Below are 15761 nucleotides of genomic sequence, written 5' to 3'. Positions count from 1 at the left end.
ACGTACCGCCTCGGCTGGTGTGTCTCTGCTTTGCAGTCTCCTGTCAGCAGCGGTATGTGCTGCCGAATTTGAACTGGAAAGCGATGATAGTTCGGTGGTCGGCAATGACTTCGTGATCACCGCCCAGCACGCCGACACTCTTCTCGATATTGCGCGTCGCCACGGCATAGGTTTCGAAGAAATCCAGAAGGCAAACCCGGGAGTTGACCTTTGGCTTCCTGGCGAAGGCACTTCGGTCGTGATCCCCGGTAGACACATTCTGCCTTCCGTGCCGCGCGAAGGCATCGTCGTCAACTTGCCGGAGAATCGTTTGTACTACTACCCGAAAAAGCGAAAAGGACAGGCGCGAATGGTGATCACACATCCAGTCAGCGTGGGCGGAACTGGCCGTGAAACTCCAATTGGGCAGACGACCGTTATCGCCAAGGCCGAAAGGCCTTCCTGGTATCCCACGGAGTCCATACGACGTGAGCATGCCCAAAGGGGTGAGCCGCTTCCTCGGGTAGTGCCGCCTGGACCTGACAATCCGTTAGGCGAATTCACGATGCGACTTGGACTGGATGACCATACGTATCTCATCCATGGCACCAACAATCCCGTCGCGATCGGCATGCCTGTAACACACGGATGCATCAGAATGTACCCAGAAGCTGTCGCGGCACTCTTCCGAATGGTGCCGGTGGGAACGAAAGTCACGCTCATTGACGAACCGGTGAAAGTCGGCAGGATCGACGGTGAGGTGCTCATAGAGGTCCATTCGAACAATGGAGAGGACGAACAAAGCCTCGCAGTAGCACTCGCGGCTCTTTCAAGCATGATCGAGCGCGTGATGGGCGACACGCCCCGCGCTACCGATTGGGAACTTGCCGAGACGGCTTTACGCACTGCCTCAGGCAAGTCGACACTGATCGCGCTTGAGGCCGCGCCTTCATCGGCAATCTGAAGTCGCGCGTTGCTCCATCAACGAGATTTCGACCACCAGGCTCACGATCTCGGTAGGACGTGGGCGACAAGCTGACGGGAAATGGGGCTGCGTCAGCAGCCCCGCCACCAGCGACGACATGACTCGGCAATTGGTCCACGGGAGGTCCGTTCGCGTCGACGACACGGCGTACTTTGGCTTGATTCCGCAGCTTCATCGCCCATTTCCGCACCGTCGGCGGTGCCTCGACATCGCCGCGGGCGGCGGTCGGCCAGTAGCTCTTCATCATCTCTTGTTGGTGCGGCCCCGTAGCATCGCCACACTCTCGTCCATGAGGCGCCTGAAGAAAGCGTGCGTCTCGTCAGCGGCGATTCCCTCCTGGTGGTCGACGCACCCGTCTAGAGTGACATTGAGACTGAAAGCTACAAGTCCCATGTGAGTTTCCTGAGCTGGGCGCTCCGCTGGACTGTTCCTCCATATCGCCGAGAATCGAAGGTCGTCATGCCGACGATGTTTAAAGCCCTCGATAAGAACTCGACGAGCCGGGCGCCCTCGATGCAAAGATCATATTTGGCAGCGCACGGAATCCTCATCGGCATCTGTGCGCACCCAGCCTGTTCCGTTCATCGCGTCGGTTGCAAGCGGTTGTGAGCCATGAACCACCGCTCAGCTCAACGAGCTTCGGCGTCAGATGTTTCGACCCCTGCGGCCGCTCGACCAACTGCGGGCCTAGTTCCGTTGTTCCGACGCCATTCCGCTGGAGTCAGCTGTACGTGTCGGCGGAAAGTGCGATGGAAGGCGCTTGCCGAAGAGAACCCGCAGCGCTCGGCGATGACTTCGATCGAATTCGTTGTCGTCAGCAACTCTCGTTGCGCCACTGCGATGCGGCCCGTGTTCATCAGAGTGGTAAAGCTTTCGCCGGTCACCGCGTTTATCGCGGTCGATAGCGTCTTCTGTGCCACGCCGAGCTTGCGAGCCATGGAGGCGAGGCTCATGCCGTGATTGGCCAGCACCCGTCGATCGGCGAGAACGGCACGGGCGCGATCGGTGAGGGCGATCTGGTCCGGCGTCGCGATGCGTGTGGCGGGTATCCGTGGGCGCGGGCGATTCGATATCTCTATCGCCAGCAGCGCGGCCAAGCCAAGCACCGCGAAAGAGAACACCGCGCAGTTCAACAAGTAGAACTGCGGCAGGCCGACGAAGATCGCGACGAACAGACATCCCGCAACCGTCGTGACCGAGGCAATGACCTTCATGAGATGGCGGTCCGAAGGCGACTGCGGTCCGGCGGTCAGCAGTAGGCGCCACGCCATCAAGGTGTATCCCGCCCATAGCAACAGGATCCCGATGTAGATGAGAGCCGATATCGGCTCGCCGCTGACGTTTGGAATCCAGCCCGCGCCGACGGCGAGAACAGCAGCGGGCGCGAAATGAATCAGCTGGCGCGTATTGAACGGCATGCCGGCGCTGGCCTTGATGGCCAGCAGCAGCGCCGGCGGAGCCAGAGCCATGCCCGCCAGGCCGATGTTCAGTGCCCAACTCTCCAGTCCCACCAGCGCATTCAACGTCGATTTGCCGAAACGGATCGCGAGGCCCACCAGCCAGACCGAAAGCCAGAGCTCCTGTGGGCCCCGCATCGGACGCAGCGTCAATAGCACGGCAGCCAGCAGCAGCGCCGCCGCCGGTCCGGTCAGGGCCAGAAGCAACGTGTTGAAGCTTTCCAAAGTCATGACAGAACCGGTTCTGACATTGTCCACCGCCGGCTGCGCGCCAGAATGGCCCGATCTAAGGCTGCATTATCCAGGAAAGTACATGCGTCGCAGAGATCTGTTGGTTTCTACAGGGTTGGCGGTACCGGGCGTGTTTGCCGCTGCAACGACATCCGGAGCAGAGCGGCAGGCCCGCCCGGTCGGTGTCGCGATGGTCGGGCTCGGCAGTTACGCCCGCTTGGTAATGGAGCGAACGCGAGGTCTACCCCAAATCGTAGTTACCGGCCTGGTGAGCGGTGACAGGGAGCGTGCCACGCCCCTCGCCCGCGACTATGGCATCCCCGCCGATGCCGTGTACACCTACGCCAACTTCGACCGGCTGGCCCAGGACGAGCGCATCGATGCGGTCCACATTTGTCTTCCCGTTGGCCTGCACGCGCAGTTCGCCGAGCAAGCGCTGAACGCCGGTAAGCACGTCATCTGTGAGAAGCCGCTTGCCGCCTCGAGCACGCAGGCCCGTCGATTGGCGCGACTCGCGGTCGAGCGCAGTCGCGTACTCATGCCTGCCTACCGTGCCTGGTTCTCGCCCCATGTGCAGGAAGTCCGCAGGCGCGTTGTCGAAGCAGTGCACGGTCCGCTGGTGGCCATCGATGCACATAAGGGCTTCCGCATGGAGTTGCCCGCCGGAAACTGGCGCTTTGATCCGAAGCTGGCTGGCGGCGGCTGCCTGTACGACATCGGCGTCTATAGCGTGCAACTGTGCCGGTGGCTAGGCGGCGGTGTGCCCAAACAGGTGATGGCAGTGACCGGTCACGATGCCTCGCGGCCGCAGGCCATCGAGGATCATGTGGCGTTTACATTCGAGTTCGAGACTGGCGTGATCGCGACGGGCTCTGCCAGCTGGCGGCATCGGCTGCAGAACCGGCTGCACGTCGCCACTCGCGATTCCTGGATGTGCCTGGATCCTGCGACGCCGGTTATCGGCGAACGTCTCACTGTCGGCCTAGAACGGCCGAATCGCATTGAAGAGCTGGGTCTGCCCGTCACAGACCAGTTGCCCCGGATGTACCAACACTTCGCAGATTGCATCGCCGGCCGAGCCAGGCCGCAAGTGAGCGCCGAAGATGCGATCGATGACTTACGTGTCATGGAGGCGATTTACGCCTCGGCCCAACAGCGGCGCGCGGTGAGCGTCATGTAAAACGAGCCGACGCCTGCTTCGTATGACTTGCTCCTCGTACTGGTCGTTTTAGCAAACTGGACTCACCTGCAGTTGCGGATCCAATGCGCGATGGAGGCGCTCCATGCTCATCGAGCAGCCGGTCGTGGATAGCCAATACTGAATCGTCCTCGATCCAGATCGGCTCGCGACTGTTGTCCTTGAATTCCGGACTTTGCAGCCTGACGGGCGACCTAGGCTGCGGAACGCAGTCGTGCTGCTCCGGCCAGGTGCGCCGCTCGGATCGGCGTCTCAGATGGCTGCGCGTCGGAAAACTCGCTTGCATCAGTCTTGAACTGCGAGACGAGCCCGGTCAGGTGAGCCGCTTGATCCGTCATCGAGCGGGCGACGGAGGACGTGGCCGCGACCATGCCCGAATTCTGCTGCGTCACCTCGTCCATCTTCGAAACAGCCGCGCTCACCTGCTCGACTCCGCGCGCCTGTTCTTGGCTGGCGGCGGAGATCTCTTCGATGATCCCCGCCACCTTCTTGACGGCGTCGACGATCGCATTCAGGTTGTTTCCAGACTCATCGACGAGCTTGGCGCCGTCCTGCACCTTCACGACGCTGTCATTGATCAATTGTTTGATCTCCCGTGCAGCCGTGGCGCTACGCTGGGCAAGATTGCGCACCTCGTTCGCCACCACCGCGAAACCGCGACCTTGCTCGCCGGCGCGTGCTGCTTCGACAGCTGCGTTCAACGCGAGCAAGTTTGTCTGGAACGCGATCTCGTCGATCACGCCGATGATGTCGGCCATGCGCTTGCTTGCAGTGTTGATCTCCGCCATCGCCTTCACCGCGCGAGTAACGACGTGTCCACCAGCCTCGGCCCGAGCCCGTGCCGCAGCGGCGAGGTCGTTCGCATTCTGAGCGTTGCCGGCATTTTGCTGCACAGTGGCCGTCATTTCCTCCATGCTGCTTGCGGTCTCTTCCAGACTCGCCGCTTGGCCAGCGGTACGATCACTGAGCTCCTCGATGCCATTATTGAGCTCTCGCGCAGCCTTATCGACCTGGAACGATGTCTGGTGCACGGCCCGAATCAGGGTGCCGAGCCTCAACCGCAGCATGGCAATATCGTGCAGCAAGCTGTTGGTGTCTCCCGGACGCAGCGCGACCTCGCTGGCGAAGTCACCAGCGGCTAACCCTCGGACGATCGATGCGGCCACTTCAGGCTCGCCGCCGAGGGTACGGAACAGACTGCCGATGAGGACCCACGAGCCCATCCCAAGCGCGAGCATCATGATGACTGCGCTCGCGACCGAAACGACGATCGTTTGATTCACCTTGTCAGAGCTCATCGTCAACAGATCGCGAAATTGTTGCAGCTCCTGCTCTTGAGCGGAGAGCAGTGATCGCTCCAAGGCTTGCGTCTGCGTCTGCAGCTTGCTCAGAACAGCCGACGTATCGCCGCTTTGCTTGCCCAACAGAACGCGCGCGGAGGTGAGCGCGACGGCATAGTAATCCTCAAAGCCGTCCCGCAGCTCGCGGGACCGTTGCCACTGCGCCGCATGCAACGAATCGACCTGCTTCAGCGCCTCTCGATACTTCGAGGCATACTGCTCGACGACCGCCAGTGAGCTATCGTCACCTTCCGCCACTGCTTGTTGAAGCGCTTCCTGGATGGTCGAAAACTCGGTGCGCATCACGCGCACGGCCTCGACCGTGGTGTACTGCACAGCCTCGACCCGCTGCAGAGCCGAAGAGGTATTCGCCGCCAATCTCCAGTTGATGGCGATACCTATGGAGATGATGATGGCTGTGGTGATCGGCAGTAGCCAGATTTTGCTCTTGAACGTCACATTGACTCCAACCGCAACGATGTGGCCGCGGCTATCGAGCCGCGGCCACTTCCCGCCACGTCGCAGGCATCAGGGGGCAGTAAAGACGGCCTTCACCGAACCATCGATTGCGCTTTTTTCGATATAACCTATCGCCTTAGGATCAGCGGCAACCGCCTTCTTTACATCGGCGCCGGAGGCCACCTCTTTCGGCGGTGTCGCCTTGCCGGTGAAGATCAGGCGCGTCCACAGCGCTTTGACCTGCGCCACGTCCTTGCCAGTCACTTTTTGATAGAACTCTTTGCGCACTGCCGAGCTTTCCGGCAAGTCAACCGGCACCAGCGCGGTCGACTTGCCCAGGAACACATCCGCTACCTGTTCGGCGCTCATCGAGGCTGCGGCATTCGATGGATGAACCACGATCACAATCTCGGAATTCGCGACTGACGCCCCAAACAGCGCTGCCACCAGAAATGTCGCCTTGATCATCTTGCAAATACTCATGTTGGACCTCTGAACGACTGCCGGTTAGAACACAAAGTTGATCTGCAAACTGATCAAGCTGAAGTTCTCGCCCGGCACGTAGTCCGGAGTGGGACGGAACGTGATCGGATCCGTCGGCACGTCGAGCAGGCCCTGCGAACCGGCCGGCAGATCGACGTACTGATATTCGGCTTTGAGGTTGAACTTGCTCATGAAGTCCCAGCGTGCGCCCAGCGCGTACGAGCGTTGTTGCGTATCCCAACCGCCCAAGAAAGCTGTCGTTTTCGGATTGTGATCGGCGACGGTGACGTACGACGTCAGTTCACCGAAGCGATAGCCGCCAGTGACATACCAGGCCTCAACGTCCCGGCTGAACAATTGGTCTTCGATCACCAGATGAGCCCATTCGCCACCGACGAAATACTGGCCCGGATCGTAATGAACGCCCAGCGCCGTGAACTCCACTTGCGCGGGCTCGGCCTGCAACGGGTTCGGTGTCTGGTAGGTGTTATAGTAAAGCTTCTGTTCCTGATACGTGAGCTTCACCACGAGGTCGCCAACGCTGAGTGCATCGAACACACCCCACACGTGCTTCGCTTTGCCAACGAAAGCGTCGTTGATGTCTGTGACGTTCTCGCCATAGAGCGCCTGCAGAGTGTGGCCGACCGCACCGGTCTGGAACTTGTAGCTGACGTCCAGCCCGTCGCTGTTGGTGATCGGCAGCAGGTCATACACTTCGTGCGGAGCGCGCACCCACGGGATCGCATAGCCTACCTTGCGCGAATCGGAGAACAGATAGCTCGGCATGGCAGTGCGGCCAAGACGCACGCTGAAATCCGGCGTGATCTCGTACTTGATGTTCGCCCACTCGACGTGCGGCGCGTACTTACCCTGGTAATCCTGCTCGGAAATGATCTGCAGTGTCGCGGTCAGCTTGCTGCTGAATTTTCCCAACACCTGGATACCGAGGCGCGAGTCCACGTCGGTGCTGATGCGATCATCGCCACCAGCGCCGCGCGGGTTGAAGCCGGGCCCTGAGTAGGTCGCGTTGTCCTCGCTCGAGTACACCGCGCCGAGCGTGCCGAAGCCGTTAACCGTGAAGATCGAAGGGTCGAAATCGAGAGCCTGAACGCTCGCGGAGTGCGCAGCCATTCCCAGCAGGCTGAGTGCAGTCAGTTTACGGATCATGATTTTCCTCAAATATACAACGAGACAGCTCGGCGCACCGACGAGCGGCTATGCGCTTCGGCCCAAGCTCATTCTCCGGAGTTGACGTCGCAACCGTCTTCACCGGCACGTTTAATCTTCAGCCGCACATAACGGCGAACTAGCTCCAGAATTGAGCGGCGGCTCGTGAGGGAGATCGGCTGCTTGGGTAGCCTTGCTACTAGCGACATGAGACATCTGCCGACGCCGTAGTCAGGCGCCAGCTAAAAGACGTGGAAAAAGCCGACCTGAACCGGCCACCCAGTGATCGAAGTCACGAGTTTTCGCACCGGCTTGCTCTGGAACACACCCATATTGCGCCGCAGTCCACAACTTCGCACGAAGCATCTCGTACATCGTTACCACTACGCGGTTGCCGCAAGATTGCAGGTCCGCTTGTAGGAAATGGGATGGTCACGGAGCGTAGCTCCCGATGCGACAGTGCCGGCCGAAACGCATGCAGGGAGCCGGCGGCGCTCGGCCAGGGTTGGAAGCAAGTGCTGGACGCCCCGAGCGCCACAGTAGCCGTTGCGAGTTCTGCGAGCGGATCGAGAGTGCCACTGAGCACATATCGGTGAAACCACCTCATTTCTTCCGCGGAGTCGTTTCGCAGATACGAGCCACTGCTTGAGACCGACGTAGCAGTGCATCGCATGCACCGTCGACGCTGATCGTTTCATCGACTGCCTGATCAAGTCGTGGCAGGTACGTGCCGATGCCAGATTGACACTTCATCCATAGCCACGACTATCCGCATTGCTCGATCAACGCATGAAGGCGCCGCAACCGAAGCATATTTCAGCTCGGCCTCCACATTGGGCAAGAGCTATCCGGAAGGCTTCGGACCCGCGCTCCATGGCGGTGCTGTTCGGCGTTGCGCTGCTTGCAGCGGTGTGGATCGGAACCGTCGCCTTGATCAGAGCAGAGCAGCGCGCGGCCGAGGAACAGGCTGCAGCGTCGAGCCAAGAGCTGTTACAGACGTACGCAGCGTATGCCGTACGCGCGCTTCGTGAGATCGATCTGGCTCTGCGCACCGTGCAGTTCGCGCACAGCGTCAGCGACGATCCTCGTACACTCGATCAACTCAAGGCACTCGAGGTTCTGCCTCCGCAGCTGATAGTCGATGTTGGAATCACAAGTGCGGATGGCGTCGTCATCGCGAGCACGCGCGACCGCTTAGGAGCGAACGTTTCCGATACGGACTATTTCATCGCCTCCCAACGCAGCGAAGCGCTCTACATCGATCGCTCGCGTCCAAGTGGTACCGGCCAAGACTGGAAGCTGATATTCAGCCGGCGCCTCAGTGGTGCGAACGGAAGCTTTGCCGGCGTAGCGTTCATCGAGGCAGAGGCAGCCTACTTCGTCAGCAGTTACGATTCCGACAAGCTCGGCCGGCACGGAGTGCTGGCTCTCATCGGAACCGACGACACCGTGCGGGTACGTCGGATCGGTGATGACGTTTCGGCCGGAGGGCGATTTGATTGGTCGCATGTAAGCGAGCGAACACATGTCAGTGACACCGCCAGCGGGCTGGTCGTTAGCGACTGGGATGGCATGAGTCGTTACGTGAGCGCCGGCGAGCTCGGTTTGTTTCCTCTTTCGGTGATGGTGGGGCTCGCTCAGGAAGAGCAATTAGAGACAGCGCGCGGCAGCGTGCGCCGTTATAGACTGATCGCCGCATCAGGCAGTGGGCTGCTGATAATCTTTGTCGCTGCACTGGGCTGGATGGGCTGGCAGGTCGCGCAAAGCCAGCAGCGCGAGCATCGCACCCGTATCATCAGCGCACGCGAGGCTGGCATGGCGGAGATCGCCACCAATGTCCTGCACAATGTTGGGAATACTCTGAACAGCGTCAACGTCTCTGCAACGGTCGTCGCGGAGAAGCTAAAGCAAACGAAACTGTCGGGACTTACGCGTGCGATCGCGCTCATACACGAGCACCCAAACGACTTAGCCGAGTTTCTCAGCAGCGATCCGCGCGGGCGGCACTTGCCGATGTACCTGGTGCAGTTGGCCCAGAGCCTGCAAACGGATCAGGACGCTTGCATGACCCACCTCACCTCGATGCGCGACAGTGTCGAACACATTCGGCAGATCGTGATGATGCAGCAGTCGCTGGCCAAGGTATCCGCCGTGCGCGAGAACGTTGATCTCGTCGAACTCATGGAAACGAGCTTACAGATGAACGTCGACGCTCTCGGTCGCCACAGCGTCCAGGTTGTCCGCGAGTTCGACACAGTCCTTCCCCTTACTTTGAACAAGCACTCCGTGCTGCAGATCCTGGTGAATCTCATCAGCAACGCCAAGCATGCTTGCAGCGCGTCCGCTCGGGCGGACAAAATGATCACCCTGCGAGTGCGGCGGGACAAGGACACCATCGTAATGTCAGTCGCAGACAATGGGGTCGGCATTCACCCTGAGAGCCTGCCGCAGATCTTCCAGCACGGCTTCACTACCAAGCCGAACGGCCACGGCTTCGGGCTACACAGCAGCGCCATGGCCGCACGCGAACTAGGCGGCACTCTGCACGTTCACAGCGACGGCGTCGACCGAGGCGCCGTCTTCACACTCACCATTCCCATGAAGGCATCGGCGGTGACATCATGACCAGCGCGGCCACAGCGAACAATCGCCGCATCCTGATCGTCGACGACAATGAAGACATTCACCGCGACTTCCTGCAGGTGCTGAGCGGCCCGAGCGATTCCGAACGCGCGCTTGCTGCCACGCATGCTGCACTGTTCGGCGATACGGCGAACATCGTGCGTGAAGGATTCGAGCTGAATTCCGCATATCAGGGCCAGCAAGCGCTTGAAATGGCTGCGCACGCGCTCGCCGAGGGCCGGCCATATGCAATGGCCTTTGTCGACATGCGCATGCCACCGGGGTGGGATGGCATCAGAACAATCGAGCAGCTTTGGAAATGTGATCCGCGCCTGCAGGTGGCGATCTGCAGCGCTTACAACGACTACTCCTGGGAAGACATCGCTGCGCGCTTGGATCTGCGCGACCGTCTGCTAATTCTGAAGAAGCCGTTCGACAACATCGAGATCTACCAGCTCGCATGTTCACTCACTGCGAAGTGGCAATTGGCCAGCGATGCGACCGCGCGAATGACAACTTTGGAGGCTGCGGTGGAGGAACGCACCCGTGGACTGCAGGCAGCCAACGAAGAGCGACGCAAGTTGGAAGCGCAGCTGGCGCTGCGACAGAAACTCGAGAGCATAGGCCAACTCGCTGCCGGGGTCGCACACGAAATAAACACTCCGATTCAATACATCGGTGACAGCGTGTACTTCCTTGGCAGCGCTTTCGCCGAGAGCGACGCGCTCTATCAACGCTACGAAGCGCTACTGAGTGCTCAATCTGAGGAAGTGCGCGCCGCGATGGAGGAGGCTCGCTCTGCCGCAGACCTATCGAGCCTGCGCGAGGAAATTCCGCGCGCTTGTGAAAGAGCACTTGATGGCGTCAACCGAGTCGCAACCATAGTGCGCGCCATGAAGGAGTTTGCGCACACGAGCCAGCATGAGACGGCCTCCGCCGATATCAACGAAGCGCTGAACTCGACGCTGATCGTCGCTCGCAGCGAGTACAGGAGCGTGGCGCAGGTCGAGACCCGTTTCGGCGAATTGCCGCCAATCGTGTGCAACGTCGGCGAACTCAACCAGGTGTTCCTCAATTTGATCGTCAATGCCGCACACGCAGTCGAAGCGGCTGATAAGGACGCCGCTTCCGGCCGCATCCTGGTTACCACCGCAGTCGACGGCGACCACGTGGTGGTCACAATTGGCGACAACGGCATCGGCATTCCGGAATCGATAGCGAACAAGATCTACGATCCGTTTTTCACCACCAAGGAAGTGGGCCGCGGCACAGGCCAAGGACTCGCAATCGCTTTTGCGATCGTGGTCAAACAGCACCAGGGCACGTTGAGCTTCGACAGTCAGCTTGGCGTGGGCACGACGTTCAAGATCCGTTTGCCCATCGCAGGAGCAATCGGCAAGTGATCCCAGAGCCGGGAGCATGCGCACCCGCCAATAAGTCAGGGTTCAGCTAACAATCATCGCTGCCGCCCCGGCCCCGCGATTACAAGAGGCACGACCATCTTTGTGCTTCGAGTAGCATTCGAACAGGTCGCACCGAGGCTAGAGTCCTGCACCTGTTAGATGGGGGTGAGGCTCCGGCACGACCACGTCGATGCAAATGCCTATTTGATGATGCCGTGTGACTTCCCTCGCTACTGCGCAGTGATTGGCGGCGGCCGCTCTCGCGACCGCTCCCGGCTGTCGCCGACCGTAGAGCGCACGTTGTTTCAACGTAGAACTGTAGAGCCTTCAACTCCGCATCGCATGATTGCTCATTGACGCTCGTCCTATCATTTCGAAGAAGATCGACCTGTTCGCTTCTTCAGCTCCTCGATGCGCAACGCCGCCTCGGCTTTGGTGAGTTCCTCGCCTTCATCGAAGCTCGCTCCCGCCTCCGTGGCGAGCGTTTCCAAGTACGATCGTTGTGCAGCTGTCATCGGCTCATCGCCAGTCTTCCAGTGCTCCGGATCACGAAAGGGCGCTGACTCTCGGTCGTCACTCGAAGTATGAGGCTCTTGCATGCATCACCTGTATCAATATCCAGTCCCGTGGGAATAACGCGCTGCCCTTGATTGGGTTCCTGAGGGAGGGCGCTCATGAGCCATCTGATGAACCGTACCGCAGGTCCCCCGGTCTCGACCGGCTTTTCCTACGCAACAGTTCGACGACGGGCCCATGTCGCAGCTTCGCCTGTGGTATGCCGACGAGGTGTACGCAAATCTCGTGTTGCAGATTCGATGGCGTGTGAATCTCGCGAAAGCAATTCAGGCGTGTTCGTCCGCTGCCCGCCTTTGCAATACGATATCCAGCCAGCGGTCGAGCGCGGTCTCGACCCAAACGCCAACACGGAAGGAAGCCGCAACAGCCATGATCCCGCTCTGGCTCAAGATCGCATACAACTTGTTTGTCTGTGTCCTCGTGCCGATCTACTGGCGGCAGTATGGGCCCGCAAACTTTCTCTGGTTTTCGGATATTGCGCTGCTCGCGCTCGTGGCTGCGCTTTGGCTCGAGAGCCCGCTGCTCGTCAGCATGATGGCGCTTGCTGTCCTGCTGCCTGAATTGGCGTGGAACGTCGATTATTTTTTTCGACTGGCGACCGGCGTCTCGTTAATCGGGCTGACAAACTACATGTTTGACACCAGCATTCCCTGGTTCATCCGTGGCCTATCTTTATTCCACGTCGCACTGCCAATTCTGTTGATCTGGATGCTTCACCGGCTCGGCTACGATCGCCGCGCCCTGCTGTGGCAAACGATCGTCGCTGCCGTGGTGCTGCCGCTTTCATATCTGTTCAGTAACCCGCGCGACAACGTCAACTGGGTGTACGGATTCGGCGAACAGCAGCAAACAATGATTCCCGGTCCGCTGTTCGTGCTGTGCTTGATGGTGATGTTCCCTCTCGTGGTTTATCTGCCGATGCACCTGCTGCTCGACCGTCTCTTCGACCGGAGCTAAGCAAAACGAATGGTCCGCCATGCAGCCTTCTTCCGCTAGCATTGTGACGGTCTTTGGCGGCACCGGGTTCCTCGGTCGTCGCATCGTGCGCCACCTGCTCGACCGCAATGTCACTGTACGGGTCGCTACCCGGCACTCGCAGCGGGCACGTCAGCTGTTTGGGACGACGAATGTTGAGCCGACCACGGCGGACGTTCACGATGAGCGCTCGGTCGCCGAAGCATTGTCGGGCGCACGAGGCGCCGTGAATGCCGTGAGCCTATATGTGGAGCAGGGCGGCGTCACGTTTCAGTCAGTTCACGTCGAAGCCGCCCGGCGAATTGCGTCCATCGCTCGTCGAAATGGCCTCGAGCGCCTAGTGCACGTGTCCGGGATCGGCGTCGACGCCGCATCGTCCTCGCCCTATATTCGTAGTCGTGGACAAGGCGAACAGGCAGTGGAATCCGAGTTTGCCCATGCCACCTTCATCCGACCCGCCGTCATGTTTGGTCCGGACGACGCGTTTCTTACTGTAATCCTCAAGCTCCTGCGCAGGCTGCCGGTGTATCCGATGTTTGGCGGCGGCCACACACGACTGCAGCCCGCGTATGTCGAAGACGTGGCGCAAGCGGCTGCGAGCCTTCTCCAGATCCCGGAAAGCCCGGGCCGGACGCTCGAATGCGCCGGGCCGAACCTCTATACCTATCGAGACTTGCTGAAGACGATTAAAGATCGGGCGCAGGTCAGGACGGTACTGGTCCCGGTCCCATTCTCGATGTGGCACGCCTTGGCCTGCGTTGCCGAGCTCCTGCCGCGCCCTCCTCTCACGCGCAATCAAGTGGAACTCATGGAAGTGGACAGCGTCGCGGGACCTGATGTGCCCGGATTCGATCAGCTCGCCATCACTCCGCTATCAAGTGAAGCGTTCCTGCCGATGGTAATTGAGAGTGCTGCTTGATTCATTGTAGGCCGGTATGGTCCGGCGCTAAATGGACGAGTGCGCGCGCCTGCCGCGTAGATGAGTGCAGTAGGCGCAAAACCTGGCGCCGCGCGTGGGAAGTCGCACAGCTCGAAACGATCCTGTCGTAACTCACCGGCGCGCGCTTCGTGGTCGCAGGCTGAAGTTGTCACGCAGCCTATGCTCCGCGTCATAGACGCTCATTTCTAGCGTATCGCCGAACACGCGGACAATGCCGTAGTGATAGCCGCTGAACACGGTGTGGTCGAGCCATGCATGCGTTGGACCGCTGCGCTCATGATTGCCGCCGAAGCCGCCCACCTGCACGTGCACCACCCCTCCCGGATCGATCTTGCCGTTGGCCAGCGGCCAGGTTCGCTCGTAGCTGTGGAGATGGCTGTAGAACACCATATCCACGCCGTGACGCTCGTACAGCGCGAGGAAGTCGCGTTTCACTTCCTCATCGCCGAGATCGGAAGGCTCGACATATGTATTGCCGTAATCGTCGTCGTCGGAGCTGTACGTTGGATGATGGTGAAGCGCGACCTTCCAGCGGGCCCGCGATTGTTTCAGGCTAGCCTCGAGCCAGGCCCGCTGGCGCGCACGGAAGCCTGGCTCACGGCGCTCCTGCTGTACTAGGTTGCTGTTGAGCACGAAGAATTCGACGTCACCGACACGGCGACTGTAGTACCCGCTCGTGCCCGGCACATCGTGGTAATGATTGAACCAGATGAGATCCCCCTCGCCGTTGCCCGCCGCGGCGAGCATTGGCACTCGGCTCGTGAGCGGCGTCATGCCAGGGAAGTACTCATGCGTCCATTGCCAGCGATGCTCCGCCGTGCCACCGTCGGTGAGATCGCCCGTCATGAGCAATACATGCGGACGGGCTTCCCACACGCCACGGGCAATATGTGCATTGATGAACGGTCGCGCCTCGGTATCACCACCGACTGCGAACACGAGCGGCTGGCCGGCAAGCGGCAGCGTGCGGAAGGTGAGCGGCCCGGAGTCGATGCGCTTCCCGTTCTCGCCGATCGCCGTCACACGGTAGAAGTACGGCGTATCGGGTTTCAGCCCCTTCAAGCGCTGTTTATGCAGTCGGTTGCGCGCAGTGATCTCGAGCTTGTATTCGTACGGAACGCGCTCGCCCCATTCGAGTAGCGCGCCTGCCGCCGTATCGGTTTCCCACACCAGCCACATCTCGCCCGGATCAGGCGTATTCAGATAGGGCCCAGCGGTAAAGTGAAATTCGGCGTCGCGGCGGCCTTCATTGAGCAGCCGCGTCCGTTCTGCAAAAGCCGCAGTGACGCGTTCCGGCGTCAGCGCGGTGTCGTGCAGGACGACACTTTGCACCAGGTCGCCCAGTTGCATGTACGGCTCGGCGTGCGTGTATGCGGCAAGATCCAGCCGCGTCCACGAGGGAAGCGGCGCCTGCTGCTCCTCGAGCAATATTCCGTTGTGGTAGAGCCGCCAGCGTGCTCCGTCGTAACTGCCGACCAAGTGATGCCATCTTTCCTTGTAGCCTTCGAGGTCATCATCGCGTTTACGTGCGATCGTTGGCCGTGCGCCCACCGCGGTCGGCTCGCCGGCCGGCCCGAAGAACAGCGCGCCGTCGCGATAGCCGAACGTCCACGAAATTTGCCCCTCGTGTTGCGCGACCAGCATCGTCCCGACCGGACGATTGACGTGGTCGAGCAGCCATAGCTCTATGCTGAAACCATTGCTCGGCGCCGCTGCTCCTTGCAGCAGGTCTTCACGAGTTTCGGTCGCCTCTTCGCCTGCGAGGCGCGGCGCCCGCCAGGCGGGCGCAGAGATCGAGGGCGCTTGCTCACTCTTCCGCTCACGCGGAATCGGCAAGCTGTAGTCCGGCGGGAACTGCCACTCTGCGACTTTGCTGGCGTTCGCTGTCGGCGGCAACGCCGCCGACAGCAGCACCAGAGCGCTCGTCACAATCGCGATTCTCACGT

12 protein-coding genes and 1 pseudogene are annotated in these 15761 nt (G+C 60.4%); 6 read left to right on the top strand and 7 right to left on the bottom strand.

What is annotated here, in order from left to right; genetic code table 11:
• Positions 1-94 precede the first annotated feature (94 nt).
• On the top strand, positions 95-943 hold the full coding sequence (locus JM946_RS24190) for a L,D-transpeptidase family protein (RefSeq protein ID WP_203169956.1): 849 nt from the start codon (positions 95-97) through the stop codon (positions 941-943).
• Positions 944-1072: 129 nt separating this feature from the next.
• On the opposite strand, the pseudogene JM946_RS31800 reads toward JM946_RS24190, so the two are convergent.
• Together JM946_RS31800 and JM946_RS24185 are read right to left on the bottom strand one after the other, a co-directional pair.
• Positions 1073-1357 (bottom strand): annotated as a pseudogene (locus JM946_RS31800) (dihydrofolate reductase family protein); the annotation flags it as partial.
• Between the two features lie 236 nt (positions 1358-1593).
• Entirely contained in the window at positions 1594-2652 is a 1059-nt protein-coding gene (locus JM946_RS24185) for a helix-turn-helix domain-containing protein (RefSeq protein WP_203169955.1), read from the bottom strand.
• 82 nt (positions 2653-2734) lie between these two features.
• On the opposite strand from JM946_RS24185, the gene JM946_RS24180 reads away from it, so the two are divergent.
• The gene (locus tag JM946_RS24180) at positions 2735-3832 is read left to right on the top strand and encodes a Gfo/Idh/MocA family protein (RefSeq protein ID WP_203169954.1); all 1098 of its coding nucleotides are present in this window, start codon (positions 2735-2737) and stop codon (positions 3830-3832) included.
• A gap of 212 nt (positions 3833-4044) precedes the next feature.
• Here JM946_RS24180 and JM946_RS31365 read toward each other — a convergent pair whose 3' ends face one another.
• The 3 genes from JM946_RS31365 to JM946_RS24165 all read right to left on the bottom strand — a co-directional run bounded on the left by JM946_RS31365 (position 4045) and on the right by JM946_RS24165 (position 7299).
• Positions 4045-5649, bottom strand: coding sequence for a methyl-accepting chemotaxis protein (locus JM946_RS31365; protein WP_322110972.1), 1605 nt, complete (start codon positions 5647-5649; stop codon positions 4045-4047).
• 69 nt (positions 5650-5718) lie between these two features.
• A complete protein-coding gene (locus JM946_RS24170) occupies positions 5719-6132 on the bottom strand; it encodes a type 2 periplasmic-binding domain-containing protein (protein ID WP_203169953.1) in 414 nt (137 codons plus the stop codon).
• 24 nt (positions 6133-6156) lie between these two features.
• Entirely contained in the window at positions 6157-7299 is a 1143-nt protein-coding gene (locus JM946_RS24165) for a porin (RefSeq protein ID WP_203169952.1), read from the bottom strand.
• Positions 7300-8172: 873 nt separating this feature from the next.
• Here JM946_RS24165 and JM946_RS24160 point away from each other — a divergent pair.
• Together JM946_RS24160 and JM946_RS24155 are read left to right on the top strand one after the other, a co-directional pair.
• Positions 8173-9924: a sensor histidine kinase gene (locus tag JM946_RS24160; protein WP_203169951.1), complete on the top strand. Its 1752-nt coding sequence runs from the start codon at positions 8173-8175 to the stop codon at positions 9922-9924.
• Positions 9921-11324 carry a hybrid sensor histidine kinase/response regulator gene (locus JM946_RS24155; protein WP_203169950.1) on the top strand — a complete coding sequence of 468 codons (1404 nt, stop codon included), beginning with the start codon at positions 9921-9923 and terminating at the stop codon, positions 11322-11324. Before JM946_RS24160 ends, JM946_RS24155 begins: the two co-directional genes overlap by 4 nt.
• 368 nt (positions 11325-11692) lie before the next feature.
• On the opposite strand, the gene JM946_RS31040 is transcribed toward JM946_RS24155, so the two are convergent.
• A complete protein-coding gene (locus JM946_RS31040) occupies positions 11693-11923 on the bottom strand; it encodes a DUF3072 domain-containing protein (protein WP_269141097.1) in 231 nt (76 codons plus the stop codon).
• 154 nt (positions 11924-12077) lie between these two features.
• Here JM946_RS31040 and JM946_RS24145 point away from each other — a divergent pair, with 154 nt between their 5' ends.
• Both JM946_RS24145 and JM946_RS24140 read left to right on the top strand, forming a co-directional pair.
• Positions 12078-12857 carry a hypothetical protein gene (locus JM946_RS24145; protein WP_203169948.1) on the top strand — a complete coding sequence of 260 codons (780 nt, stop codon included), beginning with the start codon at positions 12078-12080 and terminating at the stop codon, positions 12855-12857.
• 19 nt (positions 12858-12876) lie between these two features.
• Positions 12877-13794: a complex I NDUFA9 subunit family protein gene (locus tag JM946_RS24140; RefSeq protein WP_203169947.1), complete on the top strand. Its 918-nt coding sequence runs from the start codon at positions 12877-12879 to the stop codon at positions 13792-13794.
• A gap of 132 nt (positions 13795-13926) precedes the next feature.
• Here JM946_RS24140 and JM946_RS24135 read toward each other — a convergent pair whose 3' ends face one another.
• Complete coding sequence (locus tag JM946_RS24135) at positions 13927-15759, bottom strand: metallophosphoesterase (protein WP_203169946.1); 1833 nt, start codon at positions 15757-15759, stop codon at positions 13927-13929.
• Between the last annotated feature and the right edge of the window lie 2 nt (positions 15760-15761).

The sequence above is a fragment of the Steroidobacter gossypii genome, from assembly GCF_016801985.1.
Lineage (GTDB): Bacteria > Pseudomonadota > Gammaproteobacteria > Steroidobacterales > Steroidobacteraceae > Steroidobacter > Steroidobacter gossypii.
This window is presented reverse-complemented; position numbering and strand designations above follow the sequence as displayed.